Annotated in this window: 21 protein-coding genes; 17 read left to right on the forward strand and 4 right to left on the reverse strand. The window is 50.8% G+C overall.

Going from position 1 to position 24,048, the window contains the following annotated elements:
• From HOK28_09090 to HOK28_09145, 12 genes are all read left to right on the forward strand, one after another.
• On the forward strand, window positions 1–1,281 hold a 1,281-nt coding region (locus tag HOK28_09090), incomplete at its 5' end, for a hypothetical protein (protein ID MBT6433233.1).
• A 50-nt stretch (window positions 1,282–1,331) separates the two neighbouring features.
• Window positions 1,332–2,222 (forward strand): PEGA domain-containing protein, encoded by an 891-nt coding sequence (locus tag HOK28_09095; GenBank protein ID MBT6433234.1) that lies wholly within the window; start codon window positions 1,332–1,334, stop codon window positions 2,220–2,222.
• Between the two features lie 265 nt (window positions 2,223–2,487).
• Window positions 2,488–3,942, forward strand: a complete 1,455-nt coding sequence (locus tag HOK28_09100; protein ID MBT6433235.1) for a hypothetical protein — start codon at window positions 2,488–2,490, stop codon at window positions 3,940–3,942.
• Window positions 3,942–7,691, forward strand: coding sequence for a hypothetical protein (locus HOK28_09105; protein ID MBT6433236.1), 3,750 nt, complete (start codon window positions 3,942–3,944; stop codon window positions 7,689–7,691). Before HOK28_09100 ends, HOK28_09105 begins: the two co-directional genes overlap by 1 nt.
• A gap of 13 nt (window positions 7,692–7,704) precedes the next feature.
• The gene (locus HOK28_09110; GenBank protein ID MBT6433237.1) at window positions 7,705–8,331 is read left to right on the forward strand and encodes a hypothetical protein; all 627 of its coding nucleotides are present in this window, start codon (window positions 7,705–7,707) and stop codon (window positions 8,329–8,331) included.
• The gene (folD, locus tag HOK28_09115; GenBank protein ID MBT6433238.1) at window positions 8,331–9,179 is read left to right on the forward strand and encodes a bifunctional methylenetetrahydrofolate dehydrogenase/methenyltetrahydrofolate cyclohydrolase FolD; all 849 of its coding nucleotides are present in this window, start codon (window positions 8,331–8,333) and stop codon (window positions 9,177–9,179) included. Before HOK28_09110 ends, folD begins: the two co-directional genes overlap by 1 nt.
• A 35-nt stretch (window positions 9,180–9,214) precedes the next feature.
• Window positions 9,215–10,318, forward strand: coding sequence for a glycine cleavage system aminomethyltransferase GcvT (gene gcvT, locus HOK28_09120; protein ID MBT6433239.1), 1,104 nt, complete (start codon window positions 9,215–9,217; stop codon window positions 10,316–10,318).
• Window positions 10,315–10,686, forward strand: coding sequence for a glycine cleavage system protein GcvH (gcvH, locus tag HOK28_09125; protein ID MBT6433240.1), 372 nt, complete (start codon window positions 10,315–10,317; stop codon window positions 10,684–10,686). Before gcvT ends, gcvH begins: the two co-directional genes overlap by 4 nt.
• Before the next feature lie 4 nt (window positions 10,687–10,690).
• Window positions 10,691–10,963, forward strand: a complete 273-nt coding sequence (locus tag HOK28_09130) for a hypothetical protein (protein ID MBT6433241.1) — start codon at window positions 10,691–10,693, stop codon at window positions 10,961–10,963.
• A 93-nt stretch (window positions 10,964–11,056) separates the two neighbouring features.
• Complete coding sequence (locus tag HOK28_09135; protein MBT6433242.1) at window positions 11,057–11,518, forward strand: hypothetical protein; 462 nt, start codon at window positions 11,057–11,059, stop codon at window positions 11,516–11,518.
• A 168-nt stretch (window positions 11,519–11,686) separates the two neighbouring features.
• Window positions 11,687–12,466: a GAF domain-containing protein gene (locus HOK28_09140; GenBank protein MBT6433243.1), complete on the forward strand. Its 780-nt coding sequence runs from the start codon at window positions 11,687–11,689 to the stop codon at window positions 12,464–12,466.
• Window positions 12,467–12,496: 30 nt separating this feature from the next.
• On the forward strand, window positions 12,497–13,804 hold the full coding sequence (locus HOK28_09145) for an HlyC/CorC family transporter (GenBank protein ID MBT6433244.1): 1,308 nt from the start codon (window positions 12,497–12,499) through the stop codon (window positions 13,802–13,804).
• A gap of 23 nt (window positions 13,805–13,827) precedes the next feature.
• On the opposite strand, the gene HOK28_09150 is transcribed toward HOK28_09145, so the two are convergent.
• Both HOK28_09150 and HOK28_09155 read right to left on the reverse strand, forming a co-directional pair.
• The gene (locus HOK28_09150; protein MBT6433245.1) at window positions 13,828–15,117 is read right to left on the reverse strand and encodes a hypothetical protein; all 1,290 of its coding nucleotides are present in this window, start codon (window positions 15,115–15,117) and stop codon (window positions 13,828–13,830) included.
• Window positions 15,114–15,938, reverse strand: a complete 825-nt coding sequence (locus tag HOK28_09155; protein MBT6433246.1) for a thioredoxin domain-containing protein — start codon at window positions 15,936–15,938, stop codon at window positions 15,114–15,116. The genes HOK28_09150 and HOK28_09155 overlap by 4 nt, the downstream gene beginning before the upstream one ends.
• A gap of 109 nt (window positions 15,939–16,047) precedes the next feature.
• Here HOK28_09155 and HOK28_09160 point away from each other — a divergent pair, with 109 nt between their 5' ends.
• The 5 genes from HOK28_09160 (at window position 16,048) to HOK28_09180 (ending at window position 21,036) form a co-directional block, all read left to right on the forward strand.
• On the forward strand, window positions 16,048–16,953 hold the full coding sequence (locus tag HOK28_09160) for an LD-carboxypeptidase (protein ID MBT6433247.1): 906 nt from the start codon (window positions 16,048–16,050) through the stop codon (window positions 16,951–16,953).
• Window positions 16,953–18,125 carry a serine hydrolase gene (locus HOK28_09165; GenBank protein ID MBT6433248.1) on the forward strand — a complete coding sequence of 391 codons (1,173 nt, stop codon included), beginning with the start codon at window positions 16,953–16,955 and terminating at the stop codon, window positions 18,123–18,125. Before HOK28_09160 ends, HOK28_09165 begins: the two co-directional genes overlap by 1 nt.
• Before the next feature lie 15 nt (window positions 18,126–18,140).
• On the forward strand, window positions 18,141–19,568 hold the full coding sequence (locus HOK28_09170; GenBank protein MBT6433249.1) for a UDP-N-acetylmuramate dehydrogenase: 1,428 nt from the start codon (window positions 18,141–18,143) through the stop codon (window positions 19,566–19,568).
• Window positions 19,565–20,449 (forward strand): inositol monophosphatase, encoded by an 885-nt coding sequence (locus HOK28_09175; GenBank protein ID MBT6433250.1) that lies wholly within the window; start codon window positions 19,565–19,567, stop codon window positions 20,447–20,449. The genes HOK28_09170 and HOK28_09175 overlap by 4 nt, the downstream gene beginning before the upstream one ends.
• Before the next feature lie 179 nt (window positions 20,450–20,628).
• Complete coding sequence (locus HOK28_09180; GenBank protein ID MBT6433251.1) at window positions 20,629–21,036, forward strand: response regulator; 408 nt, start codon at window positions 20,629–20,631, stop codon at window positions 21,034–21,036.
• Window positions 21,037–21,066: 30 nt separating this feature from the next.
• On the opposite strand, the gene HOK28_09185 is transcribed toward HOK28_09180, so the two are convergent.
• Both HOK28_09185 and HOK28_09190 read right to left on the reverse strand, forming a co-directional pair.
• Window positions 21,067–21,882 carry a cyclic nucleotide-binding domain-containing protein gene (locus tag HOK28_09185; protein MBT6433252.1) on the reverse strand — a complete coding sequence of 272 codons (816 nt, stop codon included), beginning with the start codon at window positions 21,880–21,882 and terminating at the stop codon, window positions 21,067–21,069.
• 78 nt (window positions 21,883–21,960) lie between these two features.
• Window positions 21,961–24,033: a choice-of-anchor D domain-containing protein gene (locus HOK28_09190; GenBank protein MBT6433253.1), complete on the reverse strand. Its 2,073-nt coding sequence runs from the start codon at window positions 24,031–24,033 to the stop codon at window positions 21,961–21,963.
• Window positions 24,034–24,048: the final 15 nt, after the last annotated feature.

The raw sequence follows: 24,048 nt of genomic DNA on the forward strand, positions 1-24,048 counted from the left end.
ACTGCGTGGATAGATTTTAATATTGCTTCGGCACAGGTCGAGGACCGCATGTATCGCCTTGAAAACTGGAAACACATCGGGGCAAGGATGCAATTTCTCTTCGATGCAGCGGGTGATTTACCACCGGCAACAGGCTCGGCGATTGAGCGATATCGAGCGATTCAGTCTGATTTAAAAATTGTCGAGGTCGACGGCGTTGGCGTTTTACCACCAAGATCTACCGTTGCCTTACGAGAGAGAAAACCAGTGAGCGGTCGTGATGCCGCGGCGCTTTTGCAGCGAAGTCTAAAGGACGCTGGGATCGAGGCTTATCCCGCTCTTCTCACTTCTCCTAAAGGACCTATCGTCATGTCCGGTTTCCCATCGATATCACCGTTTAAGCGGGTCGTCGTTGCGGTGAAGGCTAAAGATGTGATGAATGATGCACAAAACTGCGCCACCAGTTCGTTGCTGGCCCGTGGACCTCTCTGTTCGGTGGCTGACCATGGTTTCGTTTTTGTCGATCCTATGTGTAAAACATGCAGGTTCGGTGAGCTGCCCCCCGACTTAATGGGCGGAACGGCGCTTTTAGTGGGCATGAGAAATCCTCGATTTGTCAGCGTTGGGGTAGGGCATCCCGAAACGAATTTGGTCGTGACGCATTATGAGATGTCATCGACCGGTGTTGGAAACGTTTCCGGAGGAGTGAGTGTTCAGGTCATTGGACAAAGTGCCTCCACTTTTCGCAAGACTCTACTTGAACTCCCACCTGATGCAGATATTTCAGACTTCATTCAAGGGCATCTTCGCTTTGAGGATAAACAGGTAGGGTTTCGGTCAGGGAGTTCGGAAAATGTCCGCGACCTGAGTAAACCGCTGACTTTGTCCGCTTCTACTGAGTTAAAAAATGTGAAGGTAGATTACGATACATTTTCTTTTTCATTGGCAGATGCGATGGGGCCTTCCTTGCCGGGTGCCTATCGTCAGGTTCGCCAATTTCCCCGGGTACTGGATGCTCCAGCCCGTTGGGATACAACTCTTCGATTGGAACTTCCCGCTGGTTATCGAGTTCTAGCGCCAGAACCTCTCGATTTGAGTTGGGGAGGCATCAGCTATTATTTGGCCTGTGAAGTAACTGATGAGCATCTCACCTGCGCGCGGCGTGTGGAGATGAAGCCAAAGATTGTAATGACGACTCATTGGAGCCAATTCCGAACGATGGTCGAGAAAATGCGGGAACAGGATAAAGCTCAAGTGACTGTGGCGAGGACCCCGGCTGGTCTCGATGAGTCGGCCCAATGATGCGGAGGGCGATGGTTTTATGTCATCACAGCCTGTGCTACAGTTTTAGGGTGATACGCCTACTTACGATACTGCTCGCGACATCACTGATCGCTGTTGGACCTGCTGAAAGTATGGCCGCCAAGAAACGAGCCCGCGGTAAACTTAAAATTGAATCCACCGTGGATGGGGCGAAAGTTCAGCTAAATGGGCTCAAGGCGGGAAAGACTCCTCTCAAAACTCTGAGGCTTAGAGCTGGCAAGTACACGGTTAAAGTCACTAGAATTGGCCACTTGGATTTTGAAACGAAAATTGTCGTTAAGGCAGGTCGCCTCGCCAAAGTGATGGCAGACCTTTTGCCGGTGGCCGGTATTTTAGATGTTCGCATCAAACCACACGGGTCGAAGGTATCCATCGACGGCAAAGGCGTTGGGAAATCTCCTGGGCTATTTGCACTCAAACTTGGTAAGCGAAATATCACTGTGGATATGGATGGCCATCTGAGTTTGCGCAAAGAAGTTCGGGCTATTCCTGGTGAGCTTATTGTCCTTAAAGGGCGTTTAGAGTTCGGAGTAGAAGACCCACTTGCGGGCGAGCTGGCATTGGTTCCCCTTGGGGCACCACCGGTTGACCCACTGGCAGACGAGCTGGCGTTGGTCCCATTAGCAAAGCCCAATAAGCCGAACTCGCCGGGCTTAGATGACCCCTTGGCACTTGAACCTCTGATGCCACTGGTGAAGTTACCTGTTGCCAATCAGGCAAACCGGCTTGAACCCATGGACGTTTCAACGAAAATTGCCGATCGCACCCAATGGTATGAAAACTGGTGGGTGTGGGGGGGGGCAGGAGCCGTGTTGGTCTCAAGTGCGGTCGTTACGGCGGTTGTGATGGCTGGTGGCGGCTCTGATGTCGAGGTCGATGCACTTTTAGACCTGTCTGAAAGCACCCCTGTTGCCTGGTAAGGCCATGTTTTAAAACAGCTTTTGTTGTTTTCTCGTATGGGTTGTCTTTACAAGCTCATTTCTTCTCGTTAATAGCTGTCCTCGCGAACCAGCGGGCCATCAAGTCTGTCGGTTGAGGGCAGACCAGAAAGCCATCCCAAATGGGCTAGGTTTCTTCGGCTCTTTCGCTTTCACCAAACATTTAAATTGGGTAAGATTTCGCGAACTTTAAATCCAGCAGGACGCTACCGAGATGGACTCTCGGTGTGCCATCGGAGCTTAAAAAATGATGCGAGTACTGACGTTTCTTACCCTCACGCTATTTGTGGTTCCCCTAGCTGCGCATGCTCAGTCTGAGGCTGATGAAAGCGCGCAAGAACCAGCAGCAAGTGAGGGCGAATCAGCACCCGCTGCAACAGTACCAACTGAGGCTGAAGCGAATCCTGCTGAAGCTGAAGCCGCGCCACCAGCAGAAGAAGAGGCTCCAGCCAAGGAAGAAGCTAAGCCTGCGCCGGTCGAAGCAAAGCCCACTCCCGCTCCAGTGAAAGAGGCACCGCCGGCTGTGGTAGCCGCGGTTGTAGAAGAGCCTGCTCCTGAGGTGGGCACTGAGTTTGTAATTTCATTCGACGGTTACCTTCGCGTTGAAGCGACCAGCATTATCCCAAATCGTTTCGTTGGTATCTCAATGCCGTCCAGCGATGCCAATCCACCCAATGTGGGTCGTAATGATGGTTTCGCTCTGGGTGATGCCCGTTTGAATATGCGAGCAACCTACGGAGATAACCTCTATATCCGCTTAGGTTTTGATGGTTCCTTAGCTCATTACGATGATGATAATTCGAGTGTCGGAAATCTACAGACGGGCCTCAAAGACGCATACATGCGTTATACCTTGGGTGAGTCCACTCACGTATTCGCCGGTCGTTTTAAGCCGCCATACGATGCTGAAGAGACAACGGGCGTGAAGGACCAGCAATTTGTTCACCGTTCACTCGAGTCTCGCGGGATTGAACGCCAAGAAGGTTACTGGGCAGATATGGCTGGTATGGGGGTCGGTCGTCAGATTGGCCTGATGGTTTCGGATGCTGCACTTTTTAAGACCAGCCTCTTCGACTTCGGTTACGCATTGGCTTTGACCAACGGTAACAGCGGTGATGCGAGCCTCAACGACAACGATTTACCAGCTTTCTACAGCCGGTTTAGCATGGCATGGGGTAAAGCAAGTTCGGCTGGGGATGAAGAAGGTCCAGCGACCCAAGGTCAAATCACAGAAGGCGGCACAATGGGTGTTACGTATTCCATCAACCAGTTGACCGATGGAGATGCCCCGGATCGCCACCAGCGACGGGTTATGGGAGCAGGTCTAGACTTCAACATGCGTTACTTTGGTTTAAAGATGCAGGGCCAAGTTCTTTGGACTCAAACGACTCACTTGCGAAACCCTGCGGACTTTTCAGAGCAAGCTCTTGGGGGCCACGCGCAACTTGCCTACGAAATCATAGACGGTCTTGAACTCGGCTACCGGTTTAGTTTTTACGACCCACGCATGACCACTACTGAAGGCGTAGACACGCTCGATATCGCTGCATACGACCAAGTGATGCACCACACCGCAGGACTTCGCTACAATTGCTCAAGCCTACCGGTTTTGATGTTGGCTGAATTCACGCATGCCGCAGAATCGGCAAGTCGTTCTGTAAACAACGACCGCGTTGAAGCAGCGGTACAGGTAACGTTCTGATGAATTGTCGCATAGGTTTGGTAGCACTTCTCCTTCTTGGAGGAGGCTTAATCAGTTGTAGCGATGAGGGGCGGTCTTATGCAGGCCGTGTTCAGTCGCCTATGGAATTAATCGGTGGTCCTGGCGCCTTGGGCGCGGTTGGTGACTATCTGCTGGCTAACGACAGCGTCCGTGTAATCATCCAAGATAAAGGTTGGTCTCGTGGGTTTGGTGTGTTCGGTGGAGGCATCATTGATGCTGATATTGTTCGCCCTGGAACGACAGCCAGTCCAAATGGCGGCACGGGAAAAGATAACTTCGGGGAGTCTTTCCCGGCGTTCTTTCTCCAGGCTTTTGATGTCGAAAATCAAACCATCCGAAATGACGGTTGCGGCGGTTATTGCCCAATGGCGCAGGCGTGTGTGGTTGATGAGGCAGGTGTTACGGCTTGTTTACCGGTTGCAGAAGGTTGCGCTGGCTGTGTGGGCTCCAATGAGTGTGTGGCCGTGGATGAAGAGGCAACGCAATGCCTAGCACTGGCTGAAGCTGATGCTCTAGATGCGCAAGGTGTTGAGGTGATAAGCGACGGAAGTGATGGCGGAGCGGCTATTATCCGAACTCGCTCTAAAGGTGGTAACTTCCTAACCTTAATCAATTTCCTGCTTGAATTTGCGATTCCTCAGGATGCGGGTCTGCGTTACGAGACTGATTATATCTTGAAGCCCGGTGCACGGCACGTAGAGATTGTTGGACGTTTGGTCAATGATTCAGGACGCCCAGTAAAGTTTAATGGTGAAGCTTTGGCTGGCGTTCTTGGAGCTGACGACATTCAAATTCCCATGGGAGATGTTCTCCTCTTTGGTGGGGGCAACAGTGTCTTTTCCTCGGGGTCGGTTACGCGTAGTACGCAACCTGATAACCCTAAGGTTGCAGGTTTTGACCTCAGATACACCGTCGAAGCGTCTTACAATATTCAGCGCGAAAACGGTGTAAGTTTACCAGCCCTTCAAGGTTTGGTTACCGATTTTTTAGCAACCCGTGGTGACGGCGTCTCTTACGGGTTTGCCATTGCACCCAATGAAAATAACTACGCCTACATGAACAAAGACCAGTACGAGAAAGATCCGTTGGTGAATGTGTCGGCCGAGTCATTTGTTATCCCATTTCTGTTCAGCTCTTTTACGGGTGCTTACTATGCCGTCCCTCCTGCAGAACTCGCTCCTCATGAGGCTTGGGAGTACACGCGCTATCTTATGATCGGCGATGGCGATGTGGGCTCAATTCGAAATGAACTCTACAATATTCGCAATACGAAAACTGCGAGCTTTAGTGGGGAAGTCCGAGACGCAGTCACGGGTGAGCCGGTTCACGAAGGCATGGTTCATATCTTTGATGAACTTAAACGTCCTTATTCACAGGTGGATGTTTCCCATGGTGGTAGCTTCGTTGCGAAGCTTCCAGATGGCGATTACTACTGGCAGGTCACAGGCCACGGCCGAGACCCATATCCGTCCACCGACGAGCGTTTCACTGATTTCAATAAGTTTACGATTCAAGTGGAAGTCGACAGTGAAGGCGGCACGACGCGCAAGGATGCATTTAAGCGAATTCGTGTGCCTTCAACAGGCCACTATGATGTCGAAGTTAGAGACGAAGCGGGAACTCTGCTTCCAGCCAAAGTTAGCTTTGTTGCGCCTTATACCTTGCCTGAGCGCTGTACGGACTGTGAGCGCTTGGAACTCGACTGTGACCTTGAATGTGCCCCGCGTTCATATCTCTTCGATTTTAGCTTGGGTGAAGACCGGCGTTCGACAGATCTGAACTGGAACGATGGTCAAAATGGCGAGTACCTCGAGGAGATTGCCTATACCGTCGACGGGCAGGTTCGTGGAACGATTCGCCCGGGAACCTATGATGTTTACGTGTCTAGAGGGCTGGAATATGACTTGTCGATCACCAAGGGTGTTGTTGTTGCCGGCGGCAAACGGGCTAGCCTCAGCGTGGTTCTAAATCGCTCGGTGAACACTGCTGATTATATCGGTGCGGATTTACACCTACACTCCAGCGGTTCTCTTGATTCTTCAATGAGCAGTGAGAATCGCGTGCTCTCCAGCGCTGCAGAGGGCTTAGAGTATGCCGTTTCTACAGACCACAACTTTATCACTGATTACGAACCCGCGATTGTGAGCCTTGGGCTTGAGGACTGGATCAAAAGCATGGTGGGAGTTGAAGTATCAACTCTTGAGATGGGACACTTTAATGCATTCCCATTACGCTACGATGTTGGAGCCGCGTCCCACTTTCCGTTTGTTGAATTCTGCTATGAGCCCCGTTCAGACAAGAGCAACGAGACAGCCTTTGATTGGGTAGAGTGCAAGCCTGACCAAATATTCGACCATGTTCGCCAGCTGGGTCGATATCACTATGATTCAACCATTGTTCAAGCCAATCACCCGCGGGATTCTGTTTTGGGTTATTTTTCTCAGTATTACATGAATCCGTATACGGGTGTGCCTGAAGAAAATCCAAGCGATGACAACTACAGCCTGTCGTCACTTATCTACCCGCAAAATAGCATTACAGGTCAGTTTAAACGCGAAAACTTTTCCTATGAATTCGATGCGATTGAGGTCTTCAACGGGAAACGCTTTGACCAGCTGCATGGTTGGAGATTGCCTACAGGGCTCGATGAGTCCTTCTATGCTTCGAAGCAAGCCTACGAGTGTGATGGTGATTCTGGTCACCCGCTTAACGGTCCTGGAATGCCGCTCTTGCAGCATGGCGGACATATTGCTTATCCCGGCGCTGTGGACGATTGGATGAACCTTTTGAATCGCGGGATCAAGGTTACGGCGACTGGTAACTCAGACAGCCACAGTGGTCATGAGGAAGTCGGTTTTCCCCGAAATTATATCTACATAACGCCTGACGCGGATACGGGTACGCCACGAGATGAGCCACCTACGAAGGTACACGACCTCGATATCGTTGATGGGTTAAAAGAGCACCAAGCCATCGCCACAAATGGACCTTTTGTTAAGTTGTCGGTTGTATCACGAAACGATGCTGGTGAAGTGACTTATGCGTATCGGGTAGGGCAAACGGTTAATTACACAGCTTCCAATGCTGGGCGAAATGTAGAGATACAGATTGAGGTCAACAGTGCAGACTGGATTGATGTCGACAGACTCGTCCTTTGGGCCAATGGTGAGATTATTGAAACCATCGAAATTGCTGATGAGGTCGGTGCATCGGGCCGTGCCACGGATGATAAGATGTTGGTGACACGGGTTAAGCAGTTCGATGTTGATACTTGGATTGCGCTTGAAGCTTATGGAAGTAACAATTTATTTCCAGTTGTTGTTCCGAAGGAAGATCCACCTTCCAATATCTCAGATGCCCTGGAAGGGCTCGTGGGGGGACTTGGGCTCGACCCAAGTGCCTTCGGTGGGGGAGATGGCCTGTCCGGACCGAACCCACTTCAGCGAGCAATTCCTTATGCTCTGACCAACCCGATATTTTTGGATATCGATGCGAGTGGCCGATTCGAGGCGCTCTATGAAGGTGCCCGCCTCGCGGATGCTCCTCCGGGACCGGGTGCTGCACCAGGCTCGATACCTGGTTGGGATTGCGGCGATGAAAAGACTGGAGTCAAAACCATGACTCGCGGTGAATACCGGACAAAGGTTCTTCATAAGCAGACGGATGCAGGTCGGCGTTATCAACGTAATGATATCCGTCGCATTTTCGATGCGATGCATCCACATTGATTGGATTTTTTAGATGAATGTATTTAAGAGCAGAGTTGTTCTAGCCGCTTTAGCATGCTGGCTGGGCGCGGCAACTGCTATGGCCCATGATAAAGATGTTGAACGCACACTCTTCATCCAGGTTGATGACCAAGGGCTGGTTGCGCTTTGGGCGGTTCGAGGCTCCGGGCAGCGTGTCGAGCTTCAAGGGAAAATGGTTGACATGAACCGTGACGGTAAGCTCAGTGACGGTGAAAAGAAGTTGCTGGCTGCGAGCATGCTCCAAAAAGGCACCGCCGGTATCACCATTGACTATGCAGGGCTGCGTCTGACTCAACCGGCAAAGTTTGAGGCCAAGCTGAAGGAGACGCCTCCAGGTGCCAAGTTCATCGAAGCCGCAGGCATGGCGTCTTACGAGGCAAGAGGCGCTGATAAAGATTCCCTGGCTGTCGAAATTACGGTTCAGGAAGGTTACGGGCCTGTCACTGTTCAAGTACAGGCTTTAGGTGAACGATTTCTTGGCTGGGTTAACCGCGCCATCGTTGCGCCGGATCGCAAAGGGCTAACTGTGCCGGTTCAGCTGAAACCAGAGCAGACATTGAAAGTGGTTGTGGTGACGGGCAAGACTCCTGAGCCTAAAGAACGAAAGGACGCTCACTGATGGCGGGTAATAAGATTGACGGTAAGGGCTACGCCCTGAAGATGCGCGCAGAACTCAAAGAGCGCGTGGTGGGTATTACTGAGAAACTGGGTCGTCCACCGGGACTCGCCGTGGTTCTGGTTGGTGAAGATGCTGCATCTCAGGTTTACGTTCGCAATAAGGAACTCGCAGCAACGAAGGCAGGAATGAAATCATCTATGATTCGTCTGGCCGCCGATGCATCGATGGAAGACGTTTTAAGCGCTGTTGATTCATTAAATGCCGACGAAACAATCGACGGTTTTCTGGTTCAACTTCCATTGCCAGGCCACCTTGATGAGAAGATTGTTACCGACCGCATTGACCCCGTGAAGGATGCCGACGGATTACACCCGACAAATATGGGGAGATTGTTGGCCGGCATCAAGGCTCCTAGGCCGTGCACGCCATCCGGCTGTATCGAATTGCTCAAGGACGCTGGTGTTGAGATGAAAGGTGCTCACGCGGTGGTTATTGGCCGCAGCACGATTGTAGGTAAGCCAATGGCGATGCTTCTTCTGGAGCAGCATTCGACGGTGACCATATGTCATTCAAGAACAAAGAATGTTGCTGAAGAAGTCGGACGTGCAGACATTGTGATTGCTGCAGTAGGCCGGCCTGAAATGGTTAAAGGCGAGTGGCTAAAAGAAGGCGCAGCCGTTATCGATGTAGGTATTAACCGGGTCGATGGTAAATTGGTGGGTGATGTTGATTATGAGGGTGCACTTGAACGTGCAGCTTGTGTTACACCCGTGCCGGGTGGTGTGGGACCGATGACAGTTGCCATGCTTCTGAAAAATACGGTCGATGCCGCGGAACGAAAAATATAGACGAACACTCTTTGGGTAAGTAGGAGTCGGAAAAAATGACAGAACTTAAGCGTACCGCACTTTATGATGTTCATGCTGCCCGTGGGGCACGATTTGTTCCCTTTGCAGGGTATGAGATGCCTGTTCAATACGAAGGCGTGATGGCAGAGCATAAAGCTGTGCGAGAAAACGTAGGACTCTTCGATGTTTCCCATATGGGTGAAGTTATCGTTGAAGGGGCTGATGCATTGGCTGGTCTGCAGAAAATCGTCACAAACGACCTCAGCAAGCTCGGTGATGGCGATGCGCAATATACGGTGATGTGCCAAGAAGACGGCGGAATCGTTGATGACCTCATTGTTTACCGTGAATCGGAAGACCGTTTCTTTATTTGTGTGAATGCTTCGCGGCGCGAGCAGGATTTCAATCATATGTTGGAAGGTCTGCGTGGGCTGGATTGTGCGGCCAGTGATGTGTCTGAAGACTATGCTCAGATTGCTTTGCAGGGCCCGAAGGCGGCAACTGTTATCGCCGCGGTCAGTGATATCGATCTGGCTGAAATGAAGCCGTTTACCTGGAGAGATACAACCGTCGCTGGTGTTGAAAACGTCCGAGTGGCGAAAACGGGTTACACGGGTGAAGATGGCGTTGAATTTTATCTAGCACCTGCCGACGCGGCCAAACTCTGGGAAGCTCTAGAAGTAGCTGGCAAAGACCATGGTATTGCGTCTTGTGGGCTTGGTGCTCGGGATACTCTCCGCCTGGAGATGAAATACGCGCTCTATGGAAACGATATTGACCACACAACCAACCCGTATGAAGCAGGGCTTGGCTGGGTTGTAAAGCTGAAGAAGGGCGAGTTCTGCGGTTCTGCGGCTCTTACGGCAGTGAAAGCGGATGGACCTGTGCGAAAATTAGTTGGTTTTAAGATGAAGGACCGCGGCATCGCCCGGCCTGGCTATGAGATTGTTTCGAATGGCGAAGTTGTAGGGAAAGTGACTTCTGGAAGTCATAGCCCTTCACTTGGTGAGTCGATTGGTTTAGCGTACGTGCCACGGGAGCTATCTTCCGTTGGCTCTGAATTTGAAATCGTCATCCGCAAGAAGACCATTGCTGCGGTTGTCGTGAAAACACCATTTTACAAGCGAGAAGAAGCATGAGTGTACCTGAGGGATTGTTATACACGAAAGAGCACGAATGGATTCGCCAAGAGGGCGATGTCGTTGTGGTTGGAATTACACATCACGCACAAGACCAGCTTGGCGATGTGGTTTATGTGGAGCTACCCGAGGTGGGTGTGAGCATCGAAGAGGGTGATACCTTCGGAACCGTAGAGTCGGTGAAAGCGGTCTCGGACCTATACGCGCCGGTTACTGGCGAAGTGGTTGCCATTAACGAAGTTCTGGAAGATGCGCCTGAGTCCGTGAACACGGATGCTTACGGCGACGGATGGATGATTAAGGTGAAGGTTTCAGGCGAAACCGAAGGCTTGATGTCACCAGCGGATTACCAAGCTCTTCTAGGATAGTGGCGTGAGCGACGATACTCTTCCGAAATCAGAATCGAAGGCCCGTGTTGAGCTTCTCTTAGCGGGCTTTCAGTCTTCATTTCAGTCTGGTGACTATTTCAAGGCTAGGGCGATAGCAGACGAGCTCCAGACGCTCGCTCCCAGTCATCCCTCGGTTCCCAGTATTCGAGAACGTGCAACCTTACTCGCCATGGATCCCTTTGTGGTCCGTTTTGGTTGGGGAGTGATAGCGCTCTACCTTATGGGGTGGGCGCTCGCGAAGTTGACTGTTTCTTAAGACCTTTTACAAATAATAGCAGCGCCAGTGGCTTTCTCTACCCGAAAGTCTTGGCTCCGTGTATGCTTAAAACAGTACTCTTGGAGGGTTTTCATGGCGATTGATAAGGTCGATGGCGGTGCCGCAGACAAAATACGACGAGAAATGGAGTCGCGGCATCAGGAAATGCTCGAAGATCAGCAGCGAGAACGCCTGGCCGTGGATACCGCGGCTCAAGCCGCTCAGGAAATTTCCGCGGAGGGAAATATCGGAGATGGCAGCGATATAGCCAAAGCCGGTGAAGTAAGCGGCGCGAGCACAGACAACCAAGCTGACTTGAGTAAGGACGACCCAGGCATGGCGACGACCGCCAGTGACCAGCAGGACCGAGGCGAGAATTGGTCTTCTTTTTCTAATGAACAAGACGACAGCATGAGGCGGGCGGCTGCAGAAAAAGATATAAATAATCAGCTCGACGGCGGCAATGAAGACGAGAAGTTGGAGGCAGCCAAGAAAATTCAGGTGGCTGACCTATTGAAAGAGATGACCCTGCAATCTGGTCGTATTAAGTCCTGATTCTTGCTCTCGATGGACGATGGTTATTTTTCTAGTTTGAGTTATTTTTTTTTTGATATGCTGTTTCTTGTGCCGGAGGGGCTTGAGCCTAGCTCCGTGCTGGAGATAATAGAGGCTTGGAGTTTTCATGTTGAAAACTCAGCTACTATCTAAAAGGAACTTAGCGTCATGCCTATTTTTGAAATCTATATTCCTGGCCCCGAAGGCGAAACTGGTAAAGTCGCAAAGATTAAAGGCGACAATTGGATGGGAGCTCTGAAGAGCGGCCTTTCGCGCATGGGTGATAGTACTGACGTCAAGAGCCTGATGTGTGATGTGAAGAAGAATGGCATGATCGTCACCGACCCTAAGTCGGGTCGGGTCTTCAAAATTCGTGAAGTAGGTGCTCAGGATAAGCCGCAACCTGAAGGTGCAGGCCGGGGTAAGGCGCCAGAGAGTCGTCCAGTAGAGGAGGTCCTTGGTGATCTCTTCGGTAAAACTCAAAATATTTACGACCATAAAGAACTGAAAGAGGCGGCCGCATTCATTCTGGGATTGGCAATGGAGTCGGTGCCAGCTGAGGCAGGTTCCGTATTAATCTCCGATATCAATTACAACGATATGTATTTTGCAGCTGCAACTGGCCCTAAGGCGAGCGACGTTATGCAGTTTCGAGTTCCCATGGGTCAAAGCATCGCTGGCTTTTCAGCTATGGAAGGCGTTGCGCTCGCGGTATCGGATGCTGACCAGGACGAACGATTTTGCAAGGATATATCTGAAAAGATTGGTTACGGTATTAACTCGTTGGTTTGTTCACCTTGTCAGAAAGACGGTCGAACGTTCGCGGTTGTTGAACTCGTCAACAGAGCTGCTGGCTCTTCATTTACTGCCGATGAGGTGAATGTTTTGAACTTCCTCTCCAGTGAATTTGCGCAGTATCTTATCCAAACTGGACAAACAGGAGACTAAGCCTTCACTCTACTTACGCAGATCTCGCCCTTGTTAGCATATTGGCTGGTTGGAACTGGCTTATTCCTAAGCGCCTTGGTTTCGGCGATTGAGACAGCCCTCGTCGGTATACCGGATTCCCTAAGCGATTCGGGAGACGGTGAACGTTCTCACGACTCCTTCGAGTACTGGCGTTCTTATCCCGCAGCGGTTCGGACAGTTCTTCACGTTTTTCGGATAGTCGGTGTATTTGTTTATGCCTGTGGCGTGGTCACAGTTGTAACTCATACCGCCGAGGATTTGGCGACTTTAATACTGCTCTTTGCCGCGGCTATTATCGTCGGTTCATCAGTACAGATTGCTGCTCGCTTGGTGGCTAAACGCAATGTCTTGGTTTGGGCTACGTTCGGTATGACCGTCGTTCACCTCTTGAGAGTGGTCGGTTTTCCGTTGGTGGCGCCGGTTCAATTATTCGCGAGATTGGGTGGGCGGCTTAGTGGACAGAGTTCAAAAGCAAACCCTTATTGGACATTGGATGAACTTGCGGCTTTGTCGGAACGAATTGGCGCGAGTGATTTGGGTAATCCATCTCAAGAGTTACTGCGTTCGATTATCGAATTTTCCGATACTCTGATTCGAGAAATCATGGTCCCCCGAACGGAAATGGTGACTCTGCCGATAACTGCGTCTGCAACTGATGTTCGTCAAATGGTTCTAGAGAATGGGCACTCACGGATTCCTGTCTACAACGAAACCATCGATCAGATTGAAGGTCTGCTTCATGTTAAGCGGCTTTTTGCGGCCGAAATAGAAGCGAACCGCAGCGGTACAGAAGCGGTCCTTCGTTTGGAAGAGCTACTCAAGCCTACTTTTTATGTACCTGAGGTTATGAAAATCTCGGAGCTCCTACGTGAATTTCAACGACGTAAAACACATATGGCCATTGTGGTTGATGAGTATGGCGGAACTGCAGGTGTGGTGACGCTTGAAGATATCATCGAAGAAATTGTCGGTGAAATTCAGGACGAATACGATGTTGAGGAACGCCAATTTTTGGTCGTGTCCGATACTAAAATCTTAGCCGATGGTCGTGTTGATCTTGATGAGCTTGAAGAAGTTATCGGTGTTACTTTTCCAGACGATAACTCATACGAGACGTTGGCTGGCTTTGTAACGTTTCAAGCCGGTTACCTACCAGAGCCTGGTACTGTGTTAAGATGGGGTGGGATGGTATTTACCGTTAAAGATGCTGATGAAAAGCGGATTTCAACGGTTGAGATAGAGCGCCACGAAGGCTTTGCTTTACCAGCACCGGTGGCGCCAGTTGACCTATCTTTAGATGCAAGGGCGGGGGGCTAAAAAGCCCCGTTGACCACTGCTTATTAATCCAGGCTATCTAGCTCCGAATCAAACTCATTAAATTCTCGTTCAGCAGCGAAGAACATCGTAGCGACTTCAGCGACCGTTAGGTACATCGGTAGGATTTTCTTCTGGAGGCTCTTGGAACCACGGCGAAGGCTACGTGGGTCATTGAAGCTTCCCTGACCTTTAAAGCTCATCAATTGACGGTTAAGCTTTGAATCCATTTCACCGCTGTTGTTACGGCTTCGTACAGAGACGATTGGGTAAGTTGGCTCTAAACCAACTGCTACACCCACTTCGTAGAAATTAGGGTCACTTTTATTGGACATATAAACAACGTAACCAAGCTTGCTGCTACGGTCGAGGTTGCCTCGCTCAACTCGGTCATCATAAGCGATGACGGCTGGGCGACCTGTGTTTTCCTTATTGCGGTATACAACGAAGACCTTGTAGGTAACCTCGTCACTTTTTAGCTTCATGCGGGTCGACTCTTCCAGGCGCTCAAGTGCGTACTCGTTGAGAGTAAACTCGGCCGGCATGACGGTGCCTGCATCAGGGAAAAAAGACTGGATGCCCATGGCGAGGGAATCAATGTATTTGACAAGGTCGTTGCGCTGAAGCTCGGTGAGTCGATTACCGCCGCCGCCCACAACTGCACCAACCAGGCCGCTGCCTGAAAGTCCTGCAGCATGCTGGCTCTGGATAAACGTAGGTGTGGTTGACTGAGGTAAAGCAAAGCCAAGGTCCTTTTTGCAGTACTGGTAGCAAAGAGCTTCGCCGTGGCGCATATCAGCATGTAGTGCTTTAGGAGTTTTACGAGGCTTGGCTGGAAGCACGATTTCTTCCGGCATGGGCCATGTTCCAAATGAAACAGGTGCTTCATACTTGATAGCGCCCATTGTTGAGCTTTGACCCTCAATGTAGAGAGCGTGAATGCCTTCTACATCAGAGGTAAAAGTGAAGCCGTAAGTACCTGCATCGCGCATGGTTAATGCATTGCGAACCTGGGTTGTTGGTTGTTTGCCGGGTGAAACAAGTGTGGCTGTGAGTCTGGCATCGTCAATTGGCTTACGGGTTCCGAAAGTTGCGTCGTGCTTACCAAGAACCTCAGAGATAGAAATCTGGATTGCTGCTGTTTTACCAACTGCAGCAACGCCTGGAAGGATGCGCAATTCATAGGCGAGAGTTTCAGTGGCATGACTGTGGCGCATCGTGCGCGGGGCATTGCGTCCTGGCGCTGCAAACACGGCACTGGTGAACAGGAGGCTGAGCAATGTGCCCAGCACTGAGATACGGTTGATGCGATTCATTGGCATTTTCCTTGGTTTCGGTCGAGTTCCATATCGATACGTCGGTTGATTGTGTAAAGGGCAGGGGCCGGGTCAAAGCGACGGCCATTAACGAAAAAGGCGGGTGTTCCTTTGACGCCTGCCTTAAGACCAGCGTCCCTCATGGACTGGATACGTTTACGGTACTTCTGCGTATCGATGGCCTTGATAAATTTCTTCATATTAAGATTGATTGATTTAGCGTGCGCGATAAGTTTTGGCTTCGTGAAGCCGTCAGCCTGCTCTTGAAAGAGTAGGTCGTGCATTTCCCAGAATTTACCCTGCGCATGGGCGGCCATGGCTGCCTCTGCGGCAGCTAAAGACTCAGGATGGGAGCCAAGCGGGAAAGGGACAAAGGTGACTTCTACGGACTTGCCGTGGTGAGCGAGTGCTTGTTTGACTTTACCAACGGCTGCTCGGCAGTGACCGCATCGAAAATCAGCGAACTCTACCAATTGAATAGGTGCTCCTACTTTTCCTTTGGAAGGAGCGCCCTTGATCTTGAGTTTGGTTTTACGACCGCAGAATGAACCCATGACTCTCTCAGAAAGAAAGCCAAGAATATCATCCGAGCTACTGCCAACTTGAGCGGCGTTGTACGCAATGTCGCCGAGGTGACGCGCCGTCGCACAGTCTTTTTTGAGCTCAAGACATCCACCAATAGTGAGTGAACTCTTACAGCTACAAAACTCTTCACCAATCACGCTTTGATAAACGGATCGTTGCGCTGGAGTAAGTGACTCAGGGTCTGGAATATCTGGTGCACCCACCAGTATTAAAATTATGCTTAATGTTCCCAACATGCCGGAAGATTCCTAACTTTACTGCGCAACCGGGTCAATGGTGACACGGGAATAAAGTACGAGATCCTGCGGGTTTAATTGAAGCTAGGACTGATGTAGGGTGACGGCAATGAAAAGACCAGACAATCTAAAAGACGGCTCTAAGATAAGAATCGTGGCCCCCTGCGGTCGCTTCGACAAGTCGCGATTTCAGCAAGGTATCGCTTTGCTGAACAAGGCCGGATTTACAACGGTTTTTGACGAATCCATTTTCGAGAGCCATCGTTACCTCGCCGGAACAGACGCCCGGCGTCTCAATGAGTTACGCAGCGCGTTGAATGATTCTGAAGCTGACGCGATCTGGGTTGCTCGCGGCGGTTATGGTGCCACAAGGCTTGTTGACCAGATCAATCCAGCTGATGTCAGCCAGGCAGGTAAATGGTTGATTGGCTTTTCCGACGTAACGGCCCTGCACGCGCTTTGGGGACGAGCCGGCGTACAATCAGTTCACGGGGCAAACATAACGACCCTCGCTGATTGGGGCGGAGAGGCACGCAGTGAACTTTACCAGAGCTTACGTGAACCGTTTCAACAAGAGTTCGCAGGTAAGCTTGCTCTGGGTGAGTCCGACGCTTCAGGGCGCCTTGTTGGGGGTAATCTGGCAGTTTTGACGGCCTTGCTCGGTACAGGGCAGTTACCGAGCTTTGAGAATACGGTTGTATTGCTCGAGGATATCGGAGAGCGACCTTATAAATTGGACAGAATGTTAACGCAGCACCGACAGGCCAAAACATTTGAAGGAGCAGTCGGTTTTGCGATTGGTCAGCTTTCTGCATGCGAGCCGGGAGAAGCTGAAGACTATCGGGCCGCTGATGTGATTGCAGAGAATCTCACGCATCTTGGTGTCCCGGTTCTAACGGGACTGCCTTTGGGCCATGACGGAAGCTCACGCGCGGTTGTGCTTGGGGCTAAAGTTCACATCGAGGCCGCGACCGCAACCCTTAGAGTTGATCCCGACAGTCAGGCCGTTGTGTGATGCCGAAACCAGATGAGGCGCTGCCAGATATTTCCATAGCTGACGTTGACCGAAGTGTGAGTACTGCGATTCATGAAAAGCTCTTTTCTGCCGCAGCATGCATGGCGTCGGTGCAGGGGGAGATTTTTCATCGCAAGGTTTATGGCTGTCTTGAGACGCCGCCTCCTATGAAAAAAGTTCAAGAAGGCGTTTTGTTTGACTTAGCGTCATTGAGTAAGCCTTTAGGCGTAGGCTTGGCAGTTCTTTGGTTAGCTGGAAGGGGCCGGATTGACCTTCAGGCGCCCATCGGCCGAGTTCTGCGCGAGTTTGATTCGCCCAAATTCAAAGACATCACCATCGACATGCTTCTAGACCATACCAGTGGCTGGCCAGCGGATGTGTCATTTTGGGATTGCACTGAGAATGCATCCAACAAGGAAGATGCCATGCGAGCGCATATTGCATCGCTTGAGTTATTGGCGACACCCGGTACGCAAACCCTGTATTCAGATGTAGGGTTTATTGTTTTAGGGTGGATTGTGGAGACTGTTGTAGGAAAGCCTCTTGATGTCTTTCTTGAACGAGAGATTTATAAGCCGCTCGGTGTTGCCGATGACCTGTTCTTCATTCGACATGAAGACTTCAAGACACCACGGAAACTGGGGCGCAGACAAATCGTAGCCACTGAGGATTGCCCGATTCGGAAGAAGCGTATTGTTGCTGAGGTCCACGACCCGAAGGCATGGCTCTTGGGCGGCGTCGCGGGGCATGCGGGTCTTTTCGGCACTGTTGAAGCGGTGTGGAAATTGGTTGAAATGTTACGCCTTTGTTACCGAGGGGACGAGCAGTTTTTCCACCCGGGAACCGTAAGGAAATTCTTTACGCGTTCAGGGCGCCTTAAAGGAACCACTCGAACCCTTGCGTGGGATACACCCTCGGCCAAGGGTACGCTGGCAGGTGACCGAGCTTCAAAAAGCTCTGTGGGACATCTCGGGTTTACCGGGACGTCAGTTTGGTTAGATCTCTCTCTGGAGGCTACCACGGTGGTCCTGTCGAATGTGGTGCATCCCAGCCCGGATGAGAAAAAACCACGAATGCAAAAGTTCAGGCGTAAGGTTCAGGATTATTTCTGGATGGAAGCAGAGCTTTTGGTGAGTAAAAACGAAAAAGGTAAGGGCTCCAAAGCCTTTTAAAAGGAGATACCTGCAGTGTCTGATTCTACAATTCGAAGCGTCTACTTTATGGGGATATGCGGCACCGGAATGGGTTCGCTTGCGGGCCTTGTGCAATCACAGGGCTATGAAGTTTCGGGGAGTGATGAACACGTCTACCCGCCAATGAGCACTCGACTTGAAGACTGGGGGATTCCGGTTTTAGAAGGTTATAAGCCAGAGCACCTTTCCCCTAAACCCGACCTCGTGGTGGTGGGGAATGTCATTCGCAAAGTGAACCCAGAAGCCTCAGCTATGCGTGACAGTGGGCTCGAGCATATTTCCATGCCGCAAGCGATTGCTCGGTTTGGTATTGGCGATAAACATTCGATAGTGGTTGCAGGTACTCATGGAAAGACGACAACATCATCCTTGATTGCCCACTTACTCATGCACGCTAAACTCGACCCATCGTACTTGGTCGGCGGTGTTTTGGTCGGTTATCGAGAATCATTTCGAAGTGGCGACGGTGATTTTTTCGCCATTGAGGGTGATGAATACGATACGGCCTATTTCGATAAAGGCCCAAAGTTTCGGCACTACAAGCCTAAGACAGCCATTATATCGAGTTTAGAGTTTGACCATGCCGATATTTTCGACTCTGTGGAAGACGTTGAGAATGCTTTCACTCAGTTGGTTACCATCGTACCTGAAGATGGTCACCTTGTTGCATGGGCGGGTGCCACAAGGGCGGTACGGCTCATTCAAGAGTCCGGGGTTACCAAGAAAGTAACGCTCTTCGACACCAAACCAGGTGAAGGAGTGCGCTTGTGGATGAAGCATTGTGAAACCACTCCCGATGGGCTGGTTTTCGAAGCTGTCCGAGATGGGGAATCGCTTGGCGAGATGACAGTGCCGATGTGGGGCGAGTTTAGCGCACGTAATGTATTGGCTGCCATCGCTGCAACAGAGGCAGCAAATCTAAGCGCCGACCAACTCCGCGCTGGCTTGGCTTCATTTAAAGGGGTTAAGCGGCGCATGGAAGTAATTGGCGAATCCGGTGGTGTCACGGTTGTTGACGACTTTGGGCATCACCCAACAGCGGTGACACTTACATTAGCGGCTGCCCGAAAGCGTTGGCCTGGACGTAGAGTGACAGCGGTTTTCGAACCACGTTCTGCAACAAGTCGCCGCAATGTGTTTCAAAATGCATTTATTGAAGCTTTCAGTGGCGCAGACCATGTCGTCGTGGGAACCCATGTTCGATTGGCTGAAGTCGATGAGTCTCAACGGTTTAGCCCGGAAAAGGTCGCCAGTGAATTGACGAGCCGTGGTTTGGTGGCTGCGGCGCCAGGGGATGTGGACGCAGTACTCTCGTACCTAGAACGCGAGACACGGCAGGGTGATGTGATTATTGTTTTCTCAAATGGTGATTTTGGCGGATTACATGGCCGGTTAGTTAAGCAAATTGGAGAGACGGCGTGACTGAACTCAATAGCCTAGCAGCTGACGCCGCTCATATGGCGAAGATTGCGGGTTCGTTGATCCGAAAAGGATACGACTCAACGTCAACGGTGAACCAGAAAGGTGCAATCGATCTGGTGACCGATACGGATCACGCTGCCGAGCGATCGATCTTAGCCTATATCGATAAGCACTATGCCGATTCTGCGGTTTTAGCAGAAGAGAGCGGCAGCCGTGAGGGAACGTCTACGTTGCGCTGGATAGTTGATCCTCTAGATGGCACTGTTAATTTTGCCCACCGTATCCCTCATTTTTGTGTTTTGGTCGCGGCGCAAATTGAGAATTCTTTGGGCGCTTTTGAAACGGTTGTCAGTGCAACCTACGACCCAATGCGTGATGAGATTTTTCTAGCCGAGAGAGGGCAGGGCGCAACGCTAAATGGAGAGGGCATCAATGTCTCGGGTAAGGAAAGACTCATTGATTCACTTCTCACGACGGGATTTGGTTACGAGCGTCTATTCAAGGCAAACGATAACCATGCCGAGTATTGTCGATTGAACTTAGTAACGCGCGGGGTACGCCGGCTTGGTTCTGCTGGCCTCGACTTGGCTTATGTGGCAGTTGGCCGTTTTGACGGATTTTGGGAATACGAACTGAATCCTTGGGATCAGGCCGCGGGTCAGCTTTTGGTTTCTGAGGCAGGTGGTTTGGTGACGCAAATGGATGGAAGTTTAGCTGACGTCGACTCCAATAGTATTTTGGCCGCAGGAACCAAAATCCATAGTAAGATTCTGGATGTGTTGGCTTCAGTTTCTGAGCATTCGGTTAATTCCCGTGATGGACTGGAAAGATTTTTACCGAAAGAACTTGGTGACCAATTAAGCGGCTTGGATTCAAGTTAAGTGTTTGATATTATGCGGGTTTTGTCTTGCCTTCAGGCGGTTGCCAAGAAATTGCCGGTGAGCTATTTGCTTCGCATAGCATAAGATGCGAAATTTTAGAGGGTACGGGAATCGTGCTTGTAGTTGAATGGTTCGAGTGTCATCGGGCGTTATGTTAAATAGGTCTCTGGAGGGCTATTATGTCTCGGAAAAAGGTGTTGATCGTTGACGACGCACCACTGATGCGCATGGTCATCATGAACATGCTAAAAGGTGACCCAAATCTAGAGGTTGTTGGTAAAGCTAAAAACGGAGCCGAGGCTCTGAAGATGCTTCCAACGCACAGTCCGGATCTGGTGCTTCTGGATATCGAAATGCCATTGATGGATGGCCTAACGTTTCTTCGCCATGCGCGAGCGAAGTTCACTGGCAAGATTCTGGTTTTGTCTGCGGTTACTGGGCTTGGTTCAGCTAAGGCAGTAGAAGCAACGAAGCTTGGCGCTGATGGAATCATTACGAAACCGTCGGGTAACGTCTCCTTGGATCTAGAAGCCAAGAGGGGCAATGAGTTGACTCGCAAAATTTATGAAGTGCTCGGGCTCGAATAGCCCACCTACCTAGTTAGATATTCTCTTGGCTTAACGCTTTGTCGTTGGTCGTCTCAATTTGATTGTTTTTTTACCGCCCAATTTTGCCGCTCGCCTGTTGGTGTCAGCAAGTCGTTCGGCCAGCTTTTGCGCTATGGTTACCATCAGTTGAGGGCGTGCACGAACCAGCGCCTCAAAGTCCGCTGTAGTTGTCTTCTGAACAAAACAGACAGTCTTGGCCTTTACGGTGGCGGTTCGTGTGGTTCCTGTTAAAAAGCTCGACTCACCAAAAATCTCGTCCTTGTTAATATAACCCACTCCGGTGCCGTTTACGCTGGCAACAGCCTGCCCACCGAGGAGTTCATATATGGCATCAGATTCGTCACCAGCTTGAATTATCGTCTCGCCCGGTTGGAAGTAGATAAAGTCGACCTCAGGTGAGGGCTCCTCACCCAAGTAAAGGCCACAAAGCATTTCCAGCAGCCTTCGGTCGCCATCTAGGATATCAATCCATTGCCCCATAAGCTCAACGGAATCGAGGACCTGCTTCATGAAATCGGTTTCTTTGTATACTTTACAATCGATGGTGTCGTCGCCGTCTAGGGATGCCTGAAGCGTTGTTTCGTCTGGCTCATAAAGTACGAGGTCTCCCTCGATGTAGACTCTGATGGCTCGGCCATCTATGAGCCGGCTCATAATGCCCTGAGTGATATAGAGGTAAGTCGGTTCGGTGAAGGCTTCTAGCTGGTCTTGGCCGATGACTTCGACGTTTCGGCCATCGAGTTCTTCAATCAAGGTTCGGATGAGGTCACGCAGCTGCTCGTGAAACTCTTTGATATTGTCAGGTGTTTCGGTGACTGCAATCATTGGCTACCCCCATCTCTATTAGGAGTCTAGCGTGATGCCGGGGCGGTCACAACATCAGCGGACCGTGAGTTGATTGACTCAGTCTTCGCCGCGGAATTTTAGTGTATAAGTTCCGCAAGATGGGCTTGCATCTGGGTGCCACATGACCCAAGCGGTGAGGTCTCGTGCATCTTCGCTGCCATACGAGCCGTCGTGCTCGTATTTACCTTGGCCGCATACTGAAGGGTCGAAAGTGTTGGTGTAACCACCACAGCCAGTGTCTACATCGCGGATAACTGCGCACAGGACTAGCCCTGGAGGGCCACTTTGTAGCTCAACACTTGTTCGAGCAGAGTCACCAAAAGTATCGCAGAAAGCACCCCATGTATCTTCGGTTCGCATGAAGAAAAGGTCCATGTCGTCGGCGCTGTGAAGTGTACCTTCCATTGTTTTTTGGCTTGGGTAATCGCTGCAGCCATCACCAAGCGTTCCGAGGTCGTAACGTGTGCTGCATACCTGGCCAATATCGCTTCCACCGCGGTCTTCTTGACACTCACAACCGGTTGGTGCGCTGGTATCTGTGTCGTGCCATCCGCTGTTGCAGTCTAGGATTTCGCAGGTGCCGCTGAAGCAGGACGGAGTACCGTTGGCCACAGGGCAGCCTTGTTCGCATGTCACAACGCTACCGACCAGCTCGACACGTAAAACGCCGCCGTCGATGCTGTTGCTGTTGACCAAAAGAGCGCCCAGGGTGTCACCCAATGAAAGAGCGGAAAGCAGAACAGGAATTTCCAATACGTCGCCTGGGTTCAGCATGGCTGGTAGGTTCAAACCAGATGCGAGCTGAAATTGGTCGGATGAGCCCATGTCGAATTCTATAGAGCTGACAATAAGTGTTCCGCTGCCAGTGTTTGTGATTGATACAGGCGTTGGTGTACTGGTCCATCCTTCTACGAGTTCTGGGAATGACAGCGTGCTGTGGTCGGGTGTAGCAACGGGCGCAGAGCAGTCTGCAAGTAAGCTTAATGTAATTGCTTCTGGGCGATTGCCTTCATCATCCATTCCAGCTTCGATGGCCATGCTGCCCGAAAGTGACCCGCCTTGAGTGGCCATGAGGTCAACTCCGATTTCAACGCTTTCGAGAGCACTCAACATATGCTCTTCCGGAAGCACCAAGCTAAAGCCTTGTTCGGCACCGGCGGTAACAAGAGCTTCAAACGTTGTGGGTGTGCCACCATCGTTACGGAGTGTAATCGTGCGGCTGCGAAGTGAAGCGAATTCAACTTGCCCGAATTCTACAGCATAGCCCGTTGGGTGAGTTACATTAAGAAATGCAGTCTCGATAGCAGTACCCATAAGTGGGATTTCGTAGATGCCGTTGTCGTCGTTGGCTTCGATAACGAGAGTGCCGAAAGATGCTTCGTTCAGCTCTGGACGATAGGTCACTGGGATTTTGATAGTTTCGCCAGGGTTTACAAAGCCGGTGAAGCCCGGGTCGATGCTAAATGTATCTGAGCTGTCATCAGACAGGGTGGTCGAAAGAAGCGAAAGAATGACATCGGTGTCGCTGGTGTTAAGCAGTTCAACTTCCAGGGTTTTCTCTGCTCCGGCTTCTGTATAGCCGAAGTTAAGTTCTTCACTGACGAGCATGCCGGTAGCATCGCCCAGGAATCGACCGGAGATGTTTAGGTCTAGAGTTTCAACAACGGTGTCTTCAAATGCCTTGTTTCCGTTGAACCAGTCAATCATCAAGGTCGCAACATCTTCGGTGCCATCGGCAGGGATGTACTGAACCATTAACTGCGCCGACGCACCCGTTTCGATAAGAAGGGGACTGTCGAAAGTTGGCATCAGAACTTCATTCTGATTCCCAAGTTCATCGATTTCGAAAAGGGCCAAGCCGAAGTCATGTGGAGCATCCGACTCAAGTTCAATACGTGAAATTCCGAGAACCACACCACCGCGATTTTCGATGGTCATCATGCGCGTCTCGTTGCATCCAAGAAGTACGCAAGAGAAGCTGGCACCGAACGGTGGGTCCACATAAATGCGGGCTGGGTTGGTATTGCCGTTCACTGTTGTGGGTTGGCAAATACCTAAATCGGGATTCTCAAGACAATCAATGGCCTCAACTTGAGTTGCGCAGCCACTTGCTACTGCCCAAATTGCCATGACTGTAAGAGACAA

The sequence above is a fragment of the Deltaproteobacteria bacterium genome, from assembly GCA_018668695.1.
Taxonomy (GTDB): domain Bacteria; phylum Myxococcota; class XYA12-FULL-58-9; order XYA12-FULL-58-9; family JABJBS01; genus JABJBS01.